The sequence below is a fragment of the Amycolatopsis sp. BJA-103 genome (assembly GCF_002849735.1).
In the GTDB taxonomy this organism is placed as follows: Bacteria; Actinomycetota; Actinomycetes; order Mycobacteriales; family Pseudonocardiaceae; genus Amycolatopsis.
In genome coordinates, this window is sequence record NZ_CP017780.1 from 5,550,361 (window position 1) to 5,566,278 (window position 15,918).

The 15,918-nt window shown below is 69.4% G+C and carries 13 protein-coding genes; 5 read left to right on the top strand and 8 right to left on the bottom strand.

What is annotated here, in order from left to right:
- Positions 1-44: 44 nt before the first annotated feature.
- The gene (locus BKN51_RS24125; protein ID WP_101609761.1) at positions 45-1,268 is read right to left on the bottom strand and encodes an NAD(P)/FAD-dependent oxidoreductase; all 1,224 of its coding nucleotides are present in this window, start codon (positions 1,266-1,268) and stop codon (positions 45-47) included.
- Positions 1,269-1,463: 195 nt separating this feature from the next.
- Between BKN51_RS24125 and BKN51_RS24130 the strand changes: the two genes are divergently transcribed.
- The 3 genes from BKN51_RS24130 to BKN51_RS24140 all read left to right on the top strand — a co-directional run bounded on the left by BKN51_RS24130 (position 1,464) and on the right by BKN51_RS24140 (position 5,635).
- Complete coding sequence (locus BKN51_RS24130) at positions 1,464-1,682, top strand: hypothetical protein (protein ID WP_039922712.1); 219 nt, start codon at positions 1,464-1,466, stop codon at positions 1,680-1,682.
- 58 nt (positions 1,683-1,740) lie between these two features.
- Positions 1,741-3,714, top strand: coding sequence for an SDR family oxidoreductase (locus BKN51_RS24135; RefSeq protein WP_101609762.1), 1,974 nt, complete (start codon positions 1,741-1,743; stop codon positions 3,712-3,714).
- Positions 3,715-3,826: 112 nt separating this feature from the next.
- Positions 3,827-5,635 carry a hypothetical protein gene (locus BKN51_RS24140; RefSeq protein ID WP_101609763.1) on the top strand — a complete coding sequence of 603 codons (1,809 nt, stop codon included), beginning with the start codon at positions 3,827-3,829 and terminating at the stop codon, positions 5,633-5,635.
- A 76-nt stretch (positions 5,636-5,711) separates the two neighbouring features.
- Here the strand turns inward: BKN51_RS24140 and BKN51_RS24145 are convergent, their stop codons facing one another.
- Positions 5,712-7,040 (bottom strand): aminotransferase-like domain-containing protein, encoded by a 1,329-nt coding sequence (locus BKN51_RS24145; protein ID WP_101609764.1) that lies wholly within the window; start codon positions 7,038-7,040, stop codon positions 5,712-5,714.
- Between the two features lie 141 nt (positions 7,041-7,181).
- On the opposite strand from BKN51_RS24145, the gene BKN51_RS24150 reads away from it, so the two are divergent.
- Together BKN51_RS24150 and BKN51_RS24155 are read left to right on the top strand one after the other, a co-directional pair.
- Positions 7,182-8,009: an ABC transporter ATP-binding protein gene (locus BKN51_RS24150; RefSeq protein ID WP_101609765.1), complete on the top strand. Its 828-nt coding sequence runs from the start codon at positions 7,182-7,184 to the stop codon at positions 8,007-8,009.
- 75 nt (positions 8,010-8,084) lie between these two features.
- Complete coding sequence (locus BKN51_RS24155; protein ID WP_101609766.1) at positions 8,085-8,741, top strand: O-methyltransferase; 657 nt, start codon at positions 8,085-8,087, stop codon at positions 8,739-8,741.
- Positions 8,742-9,033: 292 nt separating this feature from the next.
- On the opposite strand, the gene BKN51_RS24160 is transcribed toward BKN51_RS24155, so the two are convergent.
- The 6 genes from BKN51_RS24160 to gcvH form a co-directional block, all read right to left on the bottom strand.
- Positions 9,034-10,971, bottom strand: coding sequence for a transglycosylase domain-containing protein (locus BKN51_RS24160; protein WP_101609767.1), 1,938 nt, complete (start codon positions 10,969-10,971; stop codon positions 9,034-9,036).
- Positions 10,972-11,049: 78 nt separating this feature from the next.
- Positions 11,050-11,772 (bottom strand): FadR/GntR family transcriptional regulator, encoded by a 723-nt coding sequence (locus BKN51_RS24165; RefSeq protein ID WP_101609768.1) that lies wholly within the window; start codon positions 11,770-11,772, stop codon positions 11,050-11,052.
- 89 nt (positions 11,773-11,861) lie between these two features.
- A complete protein-coding gene (locus tag BKN51_RS24170) occupies positions 11,862-13,235 on the bottom strand; it encodes an L-serine ammonia-lyase (RefSeq protein ID WP_101609769.1) in 1,374 nt (457 codons plus the stop codon).
- 16 nt (positions 13,236-13,251) lie between these two features.
- Positions 13,252-14,253: a lipoyl synthase gene (lipA, locus tag BKN51_RS24175; RefSeq protein WP_101609770.1), complete on the bottom strand. Its 1,002-nt coding sequence runs from the start codon at positions 14,251-14,253 to the stop codon at positions 13,252-13,254.
- Positions 14,250-15,533 carry a serine hydroxymethyltransferase gene (gene glyA, locus BKN51_RS24180; protein WP_101609771.1) on the bottom strand — a complete coding sequence of 428 codons (1,284 nt, stop codon included), beginning with the start codon at positions 15,531-15,533 and terminating at the stop codon, positions 14,250-14,252. Before glyA ends, lipA begins: the two co-directional genes overlap by 4 nt.
- 3 nt (positions 15,534-15,536) lie before the next feature.
- Complete coding sequence (gcvH, locus tag BKN51_RS24185) at positions 15,537-15,914, bottom strand: glycine cleavage system protein GcvH (protein ID WP_101609772.1); 378 nt, start codon at positions 15,912-15,914, stop codon at positions 15,537-15,539.
- Between the last annotated feature and the right edge of the window lie 4 nt (positions 15,915-15,918).

A 15,918-nucleotide genomic window follows, 5' to 3' on the forward strand; every position in this document is an offset into this window, starting at 1 on the left:
TTTCATTGCGAATTTTGCAATGAAAGTCCCCTTCATTGCACGGGTCACGCGAGCGACTTGAGATCAGCTGTCCGCAGCTGCTCCGCGGTCACGGTCGCACGCCCGTCGACCAGAGCCTTCAACGCGTCCCCGTCGTCCCACTGGTTGACGTTCATCGCGGCGGTCACCTGACCGTCCCGCACCCAGAACGCCGTGAAGTCCCGCGCCGCGAGATCGCCGCGCACCACCAGCTGATCGGTGTCGGGATCGGCGAGGCCGCGGTACTCGCAGCCGAGGTCGTACTGGTCCGAGAAGAAGTACGGGCTCTTCAGGTACGGCTCGTTCTCGCCGAGCAGGTTCCCCGCGACGTGCTCGCCCTGCCACTTCGCGTTCGACCAGTGCTCGACGCGGACGCGTTTCCCGTAGCGGGGGTGGAAGTGCGCGGCGATGTCGCCGATCGCGTAGACGTCGGGCGCGGCGGTCCGCAAACCGGCGTCGGCGCAGACACCGCCGTCGTCGGACAGTTCCAGTCCGGCGGCGTGCGCGAGGTCGACCCGCGGCGCGGCGCCGACGGCCACCAGCACGACGTCCGCGGGGAGCTCGTCACCGTTCTGCAGGCGGACGCCGGACACCCCGGCCGGACCGCCGGTGAACCCGGCGACCCCTTCACCCAGACGCCAGTTCACGCCGTGCTCGGTGTGGAGGTCCTTGAAGACGCCGGACACCTGATCGCCCAGCACCGCGAGCAGCGGCGAGCCGACCTGGTCGACCACGGTCACCTCGGCGCCGTGTTCCCTGGCGGCCGCCGCGGCCTCGGTCCCGATCCAGCCCGCCCCGACGATCACCACCCGTTCGGCGTCCTTGAACGCCGAACGCAACGCCAGCGCGTCGTCGAGTGTGCGCAGGGTCCGCAGGCCGGGGAGATCGCCCCCGGGAACCGGGAGCGGGCGCGGCTGGGACCCGGTGGCGAGGACCAGCCTGTCGAACCGGTGCTCACCGCCGACGTCGTCGAGCACGAGCCGCGCGCCGAGTTCGATCTTGGTCGCGGTCGCCCCGCCCCGGTGGGCGATGTCCTTCTCTTCGTAGAAACCCTCGTCGTGCACCCAATCGGGTTCATCGGTGTTGCCCAGCAAAAGACCCTTGGACAACGGCGGTAGTTCGTACGGGCGATGCGTGTCGCTCCCGAGCAGCAGGATTTCGCCCGCGTAGCCACGTTCTCGCAGCGCCCCGGCGGCCGTCGCTCCGGCCAGGCCGGCCCCGACGATGACGATCTTCCTGGGTTCGGACACAGAGACCTCCCAAGCAGGCTTTCCCTCGGACGCTACTCCGGTCCGCCCTCGTCCGGCCTAGCGAAACCGGAAGTCGATCACAGGACGCACGCCCGGTTAACCCATCAGTAGGAATGTCGGGTAACCCGCGTCACGGCCCCGAAATCACCTCGTCCCAGCCACGGACGAGAAAGGGAGATCATGGGATACGGGAGGATGAGGACGTTGGCACCCCGGGACGAATGGTCGGTCGGCTGCCGGGATCTGGCCGGCAGGCGCAGGGACGTGACGGTGTTCGTGAGCAGCGACAAGATCGTGCTCGTGGCCCCGCCCGGAGAAGCCGCCGTACTCGGGCCGCTGGACGTGGGGCGCCTGCGCGCCGCGCTCCGCGACGCCGTGGTCGCGGTGGCCGAACATCCGGATCACAGTGAATGACAACTACCGTTCCTACTTCTGAGTAGGTAGAGTCGGCTCCGTTCGGAAGGAGCCGGCCATGACCACCTACTTCGTGACGGGCGCGACGGGTTTTCTGGGCAAACGCCTGGTCGCGCGCCTACTACGGCGACCTGAGACCGTAGCCGTCCATGTTCTCGTGAGGGAGACCTCACGCGGGAAGCTCCCGAGCCACGAGAAGCTCGTTCCCGTCACCGGCGATCTGACCGACCCCTCGCTGGGCATCGATCCCGCCCGTCTGGGTCACCTCGACCACGTCGTGCACCTCGGCGCGATCTACGACCTCACCGCGGACGAAGCGGCCAACCGGGCGGCCAACGTCGACGGCACCCGCAACGTCCTGGAGTTCGCCGCCGCCGCGAAGGCCGGGCTCTTCCACCACGTCTCGTCGATCGCGGTCGCCGGGCAGTACGCCGGGCGCTTCACCGAGGCCGACTTCGATCTCGGCCAGTCCTTCGCGTCGCCGTATCACGCGACGAAGTTCGAGGCCGAGAAACTCGTGCGACGGCACGGGAAAACGCCGTACCGCGTGTACCGGCCGTCCGCCGTGGCCGGCGATTCGCGCACCGGCGAGATGGACAAGATCGACGGCCCGTACTACTTCCTCCCGGCGATCTCGCGGCTCGCCACGCTGCCGCGCCGCCTCCCGCTGGCCGCCCCGGATCTCGGCGCCACGAACATCGTGCCGGTCGACTACGTCGTCGAAGCGATCGAGCACCTCATGCACGTCGACGCGCCCGGCGGCAGCACGTACCACCTCGCGTCGCCGCGACCGCAGCCGTTGCACGAGGTCTACAACGCCTTCGCGCGGGCCGCGGGCGGCCCGAAGATCTCCGCCGTCCTCCCCGCCCGGCCGTCCGGAGCGCTGAAACGCGCCGGAATCCGGCTGGCGAAGTCCGCGGCTGCCGGATTCGATCGCGTTCCTGGCGGACGCTCGGCCCGCGCGGCGGTACTGGCGGAACTCGGCATCCCGCTCGAGGTCCTGCCGCATCTGAGCCTGGAGGTCGACTTCGACACGAGCGCGACCACGGCGGCGCTCGAAGGCAGCGGGATCTCCTTGCCGCCGTTGAAGGAATACGCCGGTCCGCTCTACCGGTACTGGCTCGGGCACCTGGACCCCGATCGCGGCCGCCGCCGTCCGGGGCCGGAACCGCTCGACGGCCGCAAGGTACTGATCACCGGCGCCTCTTCGGGGATCGGGCGCGCGTCCGCGCTGGCAGTCGCCGCGAAGGGCGCCGAAGTGATCCTCGTGGCCAGGCGGGCCGACGAACTCGAAGAGGTCCGCGAGCAGATCGTCGCGGCGGGCGGCAAGGCGTCCGCGTACCCGTGCGACCTCACCGACGGCGGCGCTGTCGACGCTCTGGTCAAGGACGTGCTCGCCGCGCACGGCGCCGTCGACATGCTGGTCAACAACGCGGGCCGCTCGATCCGGCGCTCGCTTTCGCTGTCCACCGAACGGATCCACGACTTCGAGCGCACGATGGCGATCAACTACTTCGGTCCCGTGCGGCTGACGCTCGGCCTGCTGCCGTCGATGACCGCCCGCGGGTTCGGCCACGTCGTCAACGTGACCACCCAAGGACTGCAGACCGACACGCCGCGGTTTTCCGCTTACCTGGCCTCGAAGGCCGCCCTGGAGGAGTTCGGGCTGACCGCCGGCCGGGAGACCCTTTCCGACGGCGTCACCTTCACCTCGGTCCGGATGCCGCTGGTGCGCACCGACATGATCACCCCCACCGGGTCCTACCGCGGCATGCCGTCGAGTTCTCCCGAACGCGCCGCCACTCTCGTGGTGAAGGCACTGGAGAAACGACCGGAGATCCTGAATCTGCCCGAAGGCACGGCGGCCGAGTTGGTGACGCTCGTCGCACCCAAGACGACGCGGTTCTTCGCCCATCTCGTCTACCGCGCGATGCCGGAGTCCGCGCCGGAATCCCGTGGCCTGCCCCGGAAGGCCCCGCTCGCCTCGGTGGCGGGCGCGGTCACGAGGCTGGTCTGGCGCCGTCGTCCCTGACGTCCTCGCCGCCGGGCTCGATCGGGGGACGCCCCCGGCCGCTACCATCGGTTTCCGATACGCCGGGGTCGGCGGGCACGGGCCGAGGTAGGGACGAGCGGGAAGGGGCAGTGTGGACGTCGCCAGTCCCCCGCTGTCGACCGGACCGGACACCGCGGTGGTACGTCCGTCCAGGACAGTGCTGCGGATTTCCCTGCACGTGACATGGGTCCTCGTGCTCGCCGTCGTCACCGAACTCCGGGTGGGGCGCTTCGGTTTCCACCCGTCGGACCAGGGTTTCATCCTCGCCCAGGCGTGGCGGGTGCTGCACGGCGAGGTCCCGCACTCCGACATCATCTCCGCGCGCCCGCTGGGTTCGGCGTACCTGCACATCGTCGATTTCGTCCTGCCGGGGCCGCTGTTCTTCGTCTCGAGCGTGCTCAGCATGCTGGAGATCATCCTGGCGACCATCGCGTTCGCCGTCCTGGTCACCCGTCGCCGCGTCCGCGACTGGGGGCCGGGGCTCACCGGGCTGACGGCGGCCGCGTCGCTGCTGAACCTCAACGCGTTCCCGCTGATGGCGTGGCACACCATCGACGGGATCTTCCTGACCGCCTGCGGTGCCTGGGCACTGGATTCCGGGTTGCGCAACGGGAAGGCGTGGCCGCGACGGCTCGGCCTGGTCCTGCTGGGCACCGCGGTGTTCGTCAAGCAGAGTTTCGCGCCGGTGCCGCTGATCGCGCTGCTCTGGTTGCTGCTGCACCCCTCGCTGCGCGAGGGCGCGTTCCGCACCGGCCGCTGGTGGGCGCGCCTGGCCTGGGATCTGCTGGCGCTCGGCGCCTTTTTGGTCTTGTACATCGGAATCGTCACCCTCGACGGCGGGCTCGGGGCGATGGCCGAGCAGCTCACCGGCGGCGTCCCGGCGTACGGCGAACGACTTCTCGGACTGTGGCTGGGAAATCCCGAGACCCTCCTGCGGCCACCGGTACGGGGCTTGACCTTCTTCGTGATCGCGGGTGCGCTCCTCGCCCTGCTCGGGATCTTCCGCGACCGCGCCGGATTCACCGGCGCGATCGTCGCGCGGCTGCTGGTACTGGCCGGGGTGGCGGTGGTGGTCGGCACCGTCGTCGATGGGCACTTCACCGGCGCCTCGCGCTGGGCGGACGTCCTCTGGTGGATCCTCGGCGTCGCGCTGCTGGTGAACTGGGCGGCGACGCGCCGGTTCCCGCGCATGGGCGCGCTGGTCTTTGCGACCGGCTTCATGACCAGCCTGTCCTGGGGGAACGACACCCCCACGCTGTTCACCGGAACACTGGCGCTGACGGCGATCCTGCTGCTGTCGGACGCGCTGCCGCCGCTGCCCGCGCCGTCCCGGCGGCTCGGGCTGGCGGGTGCCACGGCGATGGGCCTGGTCGCGGTGCTGGCGTCGGGCTGGGCCGTGATCGCGCACCACGACGAGGCCGCGTACCTCGACATGGCGCACGAGAAGCTGACCGGCGACCTCGGCACGGTGACGCCGTCGATGCGCGGGATCCGGACGAACCCGGGCACTTTCACCTACGTGTCCCAGATCCAGGACTGCGTCACGCGGTTCCCGGCGGGGCGCACGGCGGTGCTGCCCGACAACCCGTTCGCCTACCCCGCCTTCGGCCTGCGCAACCCGTTCCCGCTGGAATGGCCGCTGCCGCTGGAGATCGTCGCCGACGCTCCACAACGGATGCTCGCGACCGCCGACGAACTCAACCGCGACGGCGACTACCTGGTGCTGTTCCAGACCGTGGACATGCCGACGCTGACCCGGGGCGGGCCGGTGCCCGCCGAGGTCGCGGCGGACGCGCCGATCTTCGACTACCTGGGGATGGAGAACGCGCTGCGCTCGCGGCTCACCGGGCAGACCGTCACCTGTGGCAGCTTCATCGGCAAGTGGGCACCCCACCCCTGACCTCCCGCGTTTCGTCCTCCAGTTGCGGTAGTTGCACGCGCAAGGACCGCAACTGGAGGACTGAACGCGGCGGGAGTCAGTCGACGCCGGCGTCTTCGGGGCGGCCGGCGGCGAGTCCGGCGAGGACGTCCAAAGCGGCCGCGAGTGTCTCCAGCGGAGGCGAGGACACCGCGAGCCGGACCGCGTTCGGGGCGTGTCCGGGGACGATGGCGAACGCGGCCGCCGGGGTGACCGCGATCCCGCGTCGCGCCGCCGCGGCGACGAAGGTCTCGGCACGCCAGTGCTCGGGGAGCTCCCACCAGCAGTGATACGCCCGCGGATCCGCGCGCAGGGCGAACCCGGCCAGCCGGTCCGCCGTCACCCGCTGGCGTTCCGCGGCGTCCAGGCGTTTGGCCCGTTCGACGGTTTCCAGCGTGCCGCCGGTGATCCACCGGGTGGCGGCTTCGAGCGCGAACCGGGGCGCGACCCAGCCGCCCGAGCGCACCGCCGCGGCGAGCCGCTCCGTCCATTCCGGTGGCACGGCGAGGAAACCGGTGGTCAGCCCGGGAGCGAGCCGTTTGGACATGCTGTCGGCGAACACCGTGCGTTCCGGCGCGTAGGTCGCGAACGGACGGACCTCGGGCCGGAGGAAGGTGTAGATCCCGTCCTCGATCACCGGGATGTCCAGCCGGCGCACGGTTTCCGCCAGCTCGGCGCGCCGCTGTTCGTCCATTGTGGACCCGAGCGGGTTGTGCAGCGTCGGCTGGACGTAGAGCGCGCGGACGGGCGCGGCGGCGTGCGCGGCCGTGAGCGCTTCGGGTACGAGCCCCTGGTCGTCGGTCTCGACGGGCACCAGCTGGACGCCGAGCCGTCCGGCGAGCGCCTTGACCACGGGATAGGTGATGGCCTCGACGGCGAGCCGCTCCCCCATCGGCACGAAGGAGGCGATGGCGGCCGCGATGGCCTCGCGGCCGCTTCCGGCGAAGAGGACTTCCGGCGTCCAGCCGTCTCTCGCGAGCAACCCGGTGACGGCGTCACGCGCCTGCTTCGAGCCGGTGACGCTGCCCGGCCTCAGCGCCGCTGTCAGGACGTCGTCCCGCAGGAGCGGTTCCAGTGCCTTCCCGACCAGCGCGGATTGCTCCGGGAGGACGGCGAAGTTGAGTTCGAGGTCGACCGTCGCGCCGCCCGGTTCGGCGAGCGCGGTCTCCAGCGGCGGCCTCCCGGCGCGGACGAACGTGCCACGGCCGACCTCGCCGACCACGACGCCCCTCCGCACGAGTTCGCCGTAGACCCTGGCGGCGGTCGAGTTGGCGATTCCCCGCTCACGGGCGAACCTTCGCTGCGGCGGAAGCCTGTCGCCAGGGCGGAGCCTGCCCGCTTCGACGTCGGCGGAGATCTCGTCCGCGACTATCCGGTAGTCCTCCATGCCTCACCCTCGATCGCACCGAGTCCGCTCGTGGGATTGCACTGCGGAATGCACTGCGGATGATGCCATCGAAGAGGGATGTGAGCCGACTGCGACCTACGGAACACCACAACGGCGGACTCCTAGGTTAGCCTAACCTGCGTGGAGACCGTGGAAACCCTCACCGCGCAGAGCACGACGTCCCGCCTGCACGCGGACGCGCTGACGCTCGCCTATGACGGCAGGACCGTGGCCGAAGACCTCGGGGTGGTCATCCCCGACCGGTCGTTCACCGTCATCGTCGGCCCGAACGCCTGTGGCAAGACGACCCTGCTGCGCGCGCTCGCGCGCATGCTCAAACCCCGCCAGGGGTCGGTGTTCCTCGACGGCCAGGTGATCAGCTCCTTCCCCGCCAAGGAAGTCGCGCGGCGGCTCGGCCTGCTGCCGCAGAGTTCGATCGCGCCCGACGGCATCACCGTCGCCGACCTCGTCGCGCGCGGCCGGTACCCGCACCAGCGTCTGCTGCGCCAGTGGTCCCGTGAGGACGCCACCGTGGTCGCGGAGTCCATGCGCGCCACCGGGGTCGACGACCTCGCCGAGCGGCTGGTCGACGAACTGTCCGGCGGACAGCGCCAGCGCGTGTGGATGGCGATGGCGCTCGCGCAGGAGACCGATCTCCTGCTGCTCGACGAGCCGACGACTTATCTCGACATCGCGCACCAGATGGACATTCTCGACCTGTGCGCGCAGCTGCACCAGGAACAGGGCCGGACGCTGGTCGCCGTGCTGCACGACCTCAACCACGCGGCCCGCTACGCGACGCACATGATCGCGATGCGGGACGGCGAGGTCCTGGCGACCGGAGCGCCCGAGGACGTCGTGACCGCCGAGAACGTCGAGAAGATCTTCGAGTTGCCGTGCCGGGTCATGCCCTGCCCCGAAACCGGGACCCCGCTGGTGATCCCGAAGGCTGGCCGCCGCGCCGCCTGAGATGCGTCCCGATGGCTGCCCCGATGGACGCATCGCGGTCCGGATCACGACACTAGGTTGGCCTGGGGAGGTTCAATGACTCAGGAAATCTGGTCCAAAGTAGACGAGTACCTCATCGAGGCGCTCGTCCCGTCCGATCCGGCTCTCGAAGCGGCCCTAGCCGCCTCTGACGAGGCCGGGATGCCGGCCATCGCGGTGGCCCCGAACCAGGGCAAGCTGCTCCACCTGCTGGCCAGGATGATCGGTGCCCGCTCGATCCTCGAGATCGGCACACTCGGCGGCTACAGCACCATCTGGCTCGCCCGCGCCCTGCCGGCGGACGGACGTCTCGTGACGCTCGAGTTCTACCCGAAATTCGCCGACGTCGCGCGCAAGAACCTCGATGCCGCCGGCGTGGGCGAGCTCGTCGACATCCGGCTCGGGGAGGCGCTGGATCTGCTGCCCGGTGTCGAGGGGCCGATCGACCTGACCTTCATCGACGCGGACCGGGTCAACAACCCGGCCTACTTCGAGGCGGCGCTGCGGCTGACCAGGCCGGGCGGGGTGATCGTGGTCGACAACGTCGTCCGCGCCGGGGCGGTGGCCGACGCGTCGAGCACCGCCGACGAGATCGTGGGACTCCGGCGGATGCACGAACTGATCGCCGCCGAACCGCGGGTCGACGCGACAGCGCTGCAGACCGTCGGCAAGAAGGGATACGACGGGCTGACCGTCATCCTGGTGACTTCCTGAGCCTGCGGTCCGGATGGTCGTGAGTGGCGATTCGTGTTCTAACCCGAAACGCCACTCACGACCAACCCGACCCACTCGGTACCGGCGCCCTGGTCGCTTGAAGGAGTGAAGGTCGAGTTTCCTCGGCTGAGCCCAGAAAGGGAGCCTTCACGCGCGGCCACTGTGGCTGCTGGTGCGTGTGGAGCGAAAGCGGCGATCACGAAAGTAGTGAAGGCCCCCACCACTACCTTGAAGGTAGGCAAGGGGCCCTTCACGGCCCTCAACCCGAAACGCCGCTCACGACCACCCCTCACTAGCGCGGGCGGGCCGTTGCGGTGGTCCCGGCGGGTACGGGCCACCGCACCGGCACGCCCTGGTGGACGCCGGTCATGAAGCGCTGCCAGATGTCGCCGGGGATCGTCTTGCCGGTCAGTTTCTCCCCGGCCGCGTCGCGCATCCGGCGCGGCTCGTCGGAGCCGACCCAGACCGCCGTCGCGAGCTGCGGTGTGTACCCGACCGCCCAGCCGGCGGCGTTGTCGTCGGTCTCGTTGTACTGGAGGTCGCCGGTCTTCAACGCCGCCGGACGGTCCTTCAGCCCGGTGGTGAGCACCTGGCTGATCGTGCCGGCGATCCGGCGGCTCAAGGCCTCGTCGTCCTTGAACGCGGGCGCCTTGTCGGAAGGCCGTTCCCAGACGATCTCGCCGTTCTCGTCCCGGATCTTCGACACCAGATGCGGGGTGGCGCGCATGCCGTCGGCGGCGAAGGTCGCGTAGGCCCCGGCCATGTCGCTCGGCCGCAACGGGTACCGGCCGACCGCGATCCCCGGTCCGATCAGGAACCCGTCCTTCTCGCGCAGGGTCACCTCGCCGTCGACGGCTTCGGGGATCCCCGCCGCACGCGCGCCGTCGCGGACCGCTTCCGCGCCGAGTTTCTTCGCCAGCTCGACGAACGGTCCCCGAGCGCCCCGCGCGATCGCCTCGCGCAGCGTGCACTTCCCGCCCTCACCGCATGGGTCCTGGAACTTGAAGGTCTCGCCGAGGAAGTCGACCTGCCCTGGCGACTTCATCGGGGCGTCGACGTCGACGCCCCGCTCGATGCCGGCGGCGAGCGTGAACGGCTGGAAGGCCGAGCCGGTGCCGTACGGGGTTCCGGCGTAGTCGTGCACGCTCCAGCCGCCGCCGTTGTAGGCGCGGATGGCGCCGGTCCCGGGTTCGACGGCGACCAGCGAGGCCCGGAAGTGCTCCGGCTGGCCCTGTAGCCGCTCCTTGAGCACCTTCTCGGCTTCGGCCTGGGCGCGCGGGTCGATGGTCGTCTCGACCTTCATCGCGCCGCCGCGGAGACGGTCCAGTGGGTAGCCGATCTGCTCCAGCTCGGCGAGAACCCGCTGCTTGAGGTGGTACTTCTCGAAGGTGACACGACCGGCGCGGGTCTCCGACGGCGCCTGGATCGCATCCTCCGGATAGGTCATCGCGACCGCTTCGGCCTGACCGAGATAACCCCGCGTGACCAGCTTGTTCACCACGTAGGACCAGCGCTTCATGGCGTGCTCGTGGGTGGAGGCGTACGGGTCGTGCACCGACGGCGACTGGATCATCCCGGCGAGGAAGGCCGCCTCGCTCCAGGTGATCGAGTCGTCGAGCTTGCGGCCGAAGTAGGCGTTCATCGCCGAGGCCGGGCCGTAGGTGCCTCGGCCGAAGGAGATGATGTTGACGTAGCTCTCGAAGATCTCTTTCTTGGTCTGCTGCTGGGTGATCTTCGTGGCGAGCACCAGTTCGGAGAACTTGCGGGTGAGGGTGGCGTCCTCGTTGCCGGTGGACTTCTTGATGTACTGCTGGGTGATCCCCGAGCCGCCGCCGACACCGGTCACCAGCGCGCGGCCCAGGCCGGTGAGGTCGAAGCCCTCGTTGTCCCAGAAGGTCGGGTCCTCGGTCGCGACGATCGCGTCGCGCAGCTTCGCGGGGATGGCGTTGTAGGGCACGAACAGGCGGTCGCCGCCGGGCGGGATCACCTTGAGCAGCTCGGATCCGTCCGTGTTCTGCAGGACGACGGTCTTGTCGAGGTCGGCGAGCACCTCCTCCGGGCTGCGGACGTCGAGCAGGACGTACGCGATCCCGAACGCGGCCACCGGGATGCCGATCAGGAGGCCGAGCGACCAGGCGGCGATCCGGCGCCACCTGCGTTTCTTCCCTTTCGGCTCCGGGGTGGCCGTGGTTTCCGACTCGGGTGCGGTTTCGTCATCCGGGTTTTCCACGCCAGGTAAGACGCCCGAACGAGTGAAAAGGTTGTGGGAAAATCACCTATTCGTGTCCTGAGCCCGCTCCGCGTTTCGTCAGGCGAGGAAGGCGCGAAGCAGCGAAGCGGTGCCTTCGACGTGCTCGGTCATCGCCCGGCGGGCGGCCTCGGAGTCACCCGCGAGGATCGCGTCGACGATGGCCTCGTGCTGGGCGTTGGAGTGCTCCAGGTTCGGTTCGAGCAGCGGGATCATGTCGAGCAGCTGGTTGACCCGCATCCGCGCGTCGGCCATCGCCGTGGTCAGCGAGCCGGACGCGGTGACCTCGGCGATCGCCAGGTGCAGCCGCGAATCCTTGCGCCGGTAGTCGCCGACGTCGGCCGCTGCGGCCTCGGCGAGCGTGCTGGTCAGATGCTGCCGGTCGGCCGGGCTGAGCGAGCGCGACGCCGCCATCTCGGCCGCGCCGGTCTCCAGGACGTGCCGGAGGCCGAGCGCGTCCTCCAGGGTGGCGTTGTCGACCTTCCGCCCGTCGGCGGCGGGCGGATCGGGCAGGACGTCGTTGACGAACGTGCCGCCGTAGCGACCACGCCGCGATTCGACGTAGCCGGCGTCGGCCAGCGCGCGGATCGCTTCCCGCAGGGTCACCCGGCTGACGCCGAGCCGTTCGGCGAGCTCCCGTTCCGAAGGCAGCCGTTCTCCCGCGCCGACCACGCCCAGCCGGATCGCCTGGAGCAGCCTTTCGACGGTCTCCTCGAAGGCGTTGCCCGCGCGCACCGGGCGGAACAGCGCGTCACCCGCGTTCGCGACCGTGCTCGACTCCACCCTTCGAGTTTAGGCCGCCCGCAAGTCGTCCTCTTGGTGCGGTACTTGCGTGTGCAAGTACCGCACCAAGAGGACGGAACGCGGGGGTGTCAGCACTCGATGACGTTGACGGCGAGACCGCCGCGCGAGGTCTCCTTGTACTTCACGCTCATGTCGGCGCCGGTCTCGCGCATGGTCTTGATCGCCTTGTCCAGCGTCACGATGTGCGAGCCGTCGCCGCGCATCGCCATCCGCGCGGCGTGGATCGCCTTCGACGCGCCGACGGCGTTGCGCTCGATGCACGGGATCTGCACCAGCCCGCCGACCGGGTCGCAGGTCAGCCCCAGGTGGTGTTCGACGCCGATCTCGGCGGCGTTCTCCACCTGCGCGGGCGACCCGCCGAGGACCTCGGTGAGCCCGGCCGCGGCCATCGCGCTGGCCGAACCGACCTCGCCCTGGCAGCCGACCTCGGCGCCCGAGATCGAGCCCGTCTGCTTGAGGATCGAGCCGATCGCGCCCGCGGTGAGCATGAACGTCACGATGCCGTCGTCCGACGAACCCCGGATGAACCGCTGGTAGTAGTGCAGCACCGCCGGGATGATCCCCGCCGCGCCGTTGGTCGGCGCGGTGACGACGCGGCCACCCGCGGCGTTCTCTTCGTTGACCGCCAGCGCGTAGAGGCTCACCCAGTCCATGGCGTACAGCGGATCGCCGACACCGTCTTCGGCGAGCAGCTTCTCGTGCAACGCCCTCGCGCGGCGCGGGACCTTGAGCCCGCCGGGCAGGACGCCCTCGTGCTCACAGCCGTTGTGCACGCACTCCACCATGACCTGCCAGATCTCCAGCAGGCCTTCGCGGACCTCCTCGCGCGTACGCCAGGAGAGTTCGTTGCGCAGCATGATCTCGCTGACCGGCAGTCCGGTGTCTTCGCAGTGCTTCAGCAGATCCGCGCCGGTGCGGAAAGGGAACTCCAGCCGCGTCGAGTCCTCGACGACGACAGTGTCGGTCTCGTAGGACTCGTCGCGGACGAACCCGCCGCCGACGGAGTAGTAGGTGCGCTCGCGCAGCACCTTCCCGTCGGCGTCGAACGCGCGGAAGATCATGCCGTTCGGGTGCGCCGGCAACGACTTCCGCCGGTGCATGGTCAGGTCGGTGTCCTCGGTGAACACGATCTCGTGTTCACCGCGCAACTTCAGCAGGCACGCTTCCCGGATCTCGGCGACCTTGCCGGGCACCGAGTCGGTGTCGATTTCCTCCGGACGCTCCCCGGACAGCCCGAGCAGCACGGCCTTGTCGCTGCCGTGCCCGAACCCGGTCGCGCCCAGCGAACCGAACAGTTCGGATTGGACCCGGGTCGTGGCGGGCAGGTCGCCGTCTTCGGCGAGACCGTCCACAAAGGTCAGTGCGGCACGCATCGGACCCACCGTATGGGAGCTGGAGGGGCCGATCCCGATCGAAAACAGGTCGAAGACGCTGATCGCCATTGATCTGCCCTCCTTCCTATCTGGCCAGCAGTGAGCTGGCTTCTTGGGCCGCGGGCCCTTCGGCGGCGAGGTGGGCCAAGTTCTCCGACAGCGCTTCGCCGCGGTGGGCCTTCGTCTGCGCGAAAAGACGTCCGGCCCGATAAGACGAGCGTACGAGCGGCCCGGCCATCACGCCGGCGAAGCCCATCGCTTCGGCTGCCTTCGAATGCTCGACGAACTCTTCGGGCTTGACCCAGCGGTCCACCGGATGATGCCGCGGCGAAGGACGCAGGTACTGGGTGATCGTCAGGATTTCGCAGCCCGCGTCGACCAGGTCCTTCATCGCCGGAGCCACCTCCTCCGGAGTCTCGCCCATGCCCAGGATCAGGTTCGACTTCGTCACCAGACCGGCCTCACGGGCCCGCGTGATGACTTCCAGCGACCGCGCGTACCGGAAGCCGGGGCGGATCCGCTTGAAGATCCGCGGCACCGTCTCGACGTTGTGCGCCAACACCTCCGGCCGCGAACCGAACACCTCGGCCAGCTGATCCGGATCCGCGTTGAAGTCCGGGATCAGCAGCTCGACACCGGTACCCGGGTTCAGCGCGTGGATCTGGCGCACGGTTTCGGCGTACAGCCATGCGCCGCCGTCTTCGAGATCGTCCCGCGCCACACCGGTCACCGTCGAGTAGCGCAGCCCCATGGCCTGCACCGACTCCGCCACCTTGCGCGGCTCGGTCGTGTCGAGCGCCTCGGGCTTCCCTGTGTCGATCTGGCAGAAGTCACAACGCCGCGTGCACTGGTCGCCACCGATCAGGAAGGTGGCCTCACGGTCTTCCCAGCATTCGTAGATGTTGGGACAACCGGCCTCCTCGCACACGGTGTGGAGGCCTTCACGCTTGACCAGGCCCTTGAGCTCGGTGAACTCGGGGCCCATCCGCGCGCGGGTCTTGATCCACGGCGGCTTCTTCTCGATCGGCGTCTGCGCGTTGCGGACTTCGAGCCGGAGGAGCTTGCGACCTTCGGGTACAGCGCTCATCGGTTGAGGTCCGCGTACAGCGGGTGCTTCTTCGCCAGCAGTTCGACCCGGGCGGACAGCGACTGGCGCAGGGCCTCGTCGAAGTCCGGGCGCAGCGCCTCGGCGATGATGTCGCCGACCTCGGCGAAGTCCTCGGCGCCGAAGCCGCGGGTCGCCAGGGCGGGCGTGCCGATCCGCAGGCCCGAGGTGATCATCGGCGGGCGCGGGTCGAACGGGACGGCGTTGCGGTTGACCGTGATACCGACCGAGTGCAGCCGGTCTTCGGCCTGCTGACCGTCCAAAGTGGAGTTGACGAGATCGACGAGCACCAGGTGCACGTCGGTGCCGCCGGTCAGCACGCGGACGCCCGCTTCGGCACAGTCCGTGCGCGAAAGGCGGTCGGCCAGGATCTTCGCGCCTTCGAGGACGCGCTGCTGACGCTCGCGGAACTCCTCGCTCGCGGCGACCTTCAGCGCGACGGCCTTGGCGGCGATGACGTGCTCCAGCGGACCGCCCTGCTGGCCGGGGAACACCGCGGAGTTGATCTTCTTGGCGAGATCCTGGCGGCACAGGATGATGCCGCCGCGCGGGCCGCCGAGGGTCTTGTGCGTGGTCGTGGTGACGATGTCGGCGTAGGGCACCGGGCTCGGGTGCAGCCCTGCCGCGACGAGACCGGCGAAGTGCGCCATGTCGACCATGACCTTCGCGCCGACCTCGTCGGCGATGCGGCGGAACTCGGCGAAGTCGAGCTGACGCGGGTACGCCGACCAGCCGGCGATGATCAGCTTCGGCTTGTGCTCCTTGGCGAGACGCTCGATCTCCTCGACGTCGACGATCCCGGTCTCTTTGTCGACGTGGTAGGCGACGACGTTGTAGAGCTTGCCGGAAAAGTTGATCTTCATCCCGTGGGTCAGGTGACCGCCGTGGGCGAGGTCGAGACCGAGGATGGTGTCGCCGGGGTTGAGCACGGCGACCATGGCGGCGGCGTTGGCCTGCGCGCCCGAGTGCGGCTGGACGTTGGCGTGCTCGGCGCCGAAGAGCGCCTTCGCGCGGTCGATCGCCAGCTGCTCGATGACGTCGACGTGCTCACAACCGCCGTAGTAGCGGCGTCCGGGGTAGCCCTCGGCGTACTTGTTGGTCAGCACCGAACCCTGCGCCTCGAGCACGCCCACCGGGGCGAAGTTCTCCGACGCGATCATTTCCAGGGTCGACTGCTGCCGGTCGAGTTCGGCTGCGACGGCCACGGCGACCTCGGGGTCCACCTCGGACAGGCTCGCATTGAACACGGAAGCGTTGGTCATGGATCAGCTCTCCTGGGTGAGCACGGCGTAGGCCTGGGCGTCGAGCAGGGCGGGCACGTCGCCGGACAGACGCACCTTCAGGAGCCATCCTTCGGCGTACGGGTCCGAGTTGATCAGCTCGGGGGTGTCCGTTGTGGCCTCGTTCACCTCGACGACCTCGCCGTCCACGGGCGCGTACAGCTCGCTGACCGACTTGGTCGACTCGACCTCGCCGAACACCTCGCCCGCGGTGACGGTGTCGCCGACCGAGGGAAGCTGGACGAACACGATGTCACCGAGCGACTCGGCGGCGAAGGCGGTGATGCCCACGGTAGCGACGCCGTCGACGACGTTCAGCCACTCGTGTTCCTTCGTGTACTTCAGGTCCTGGGGGATGCTCATGGTC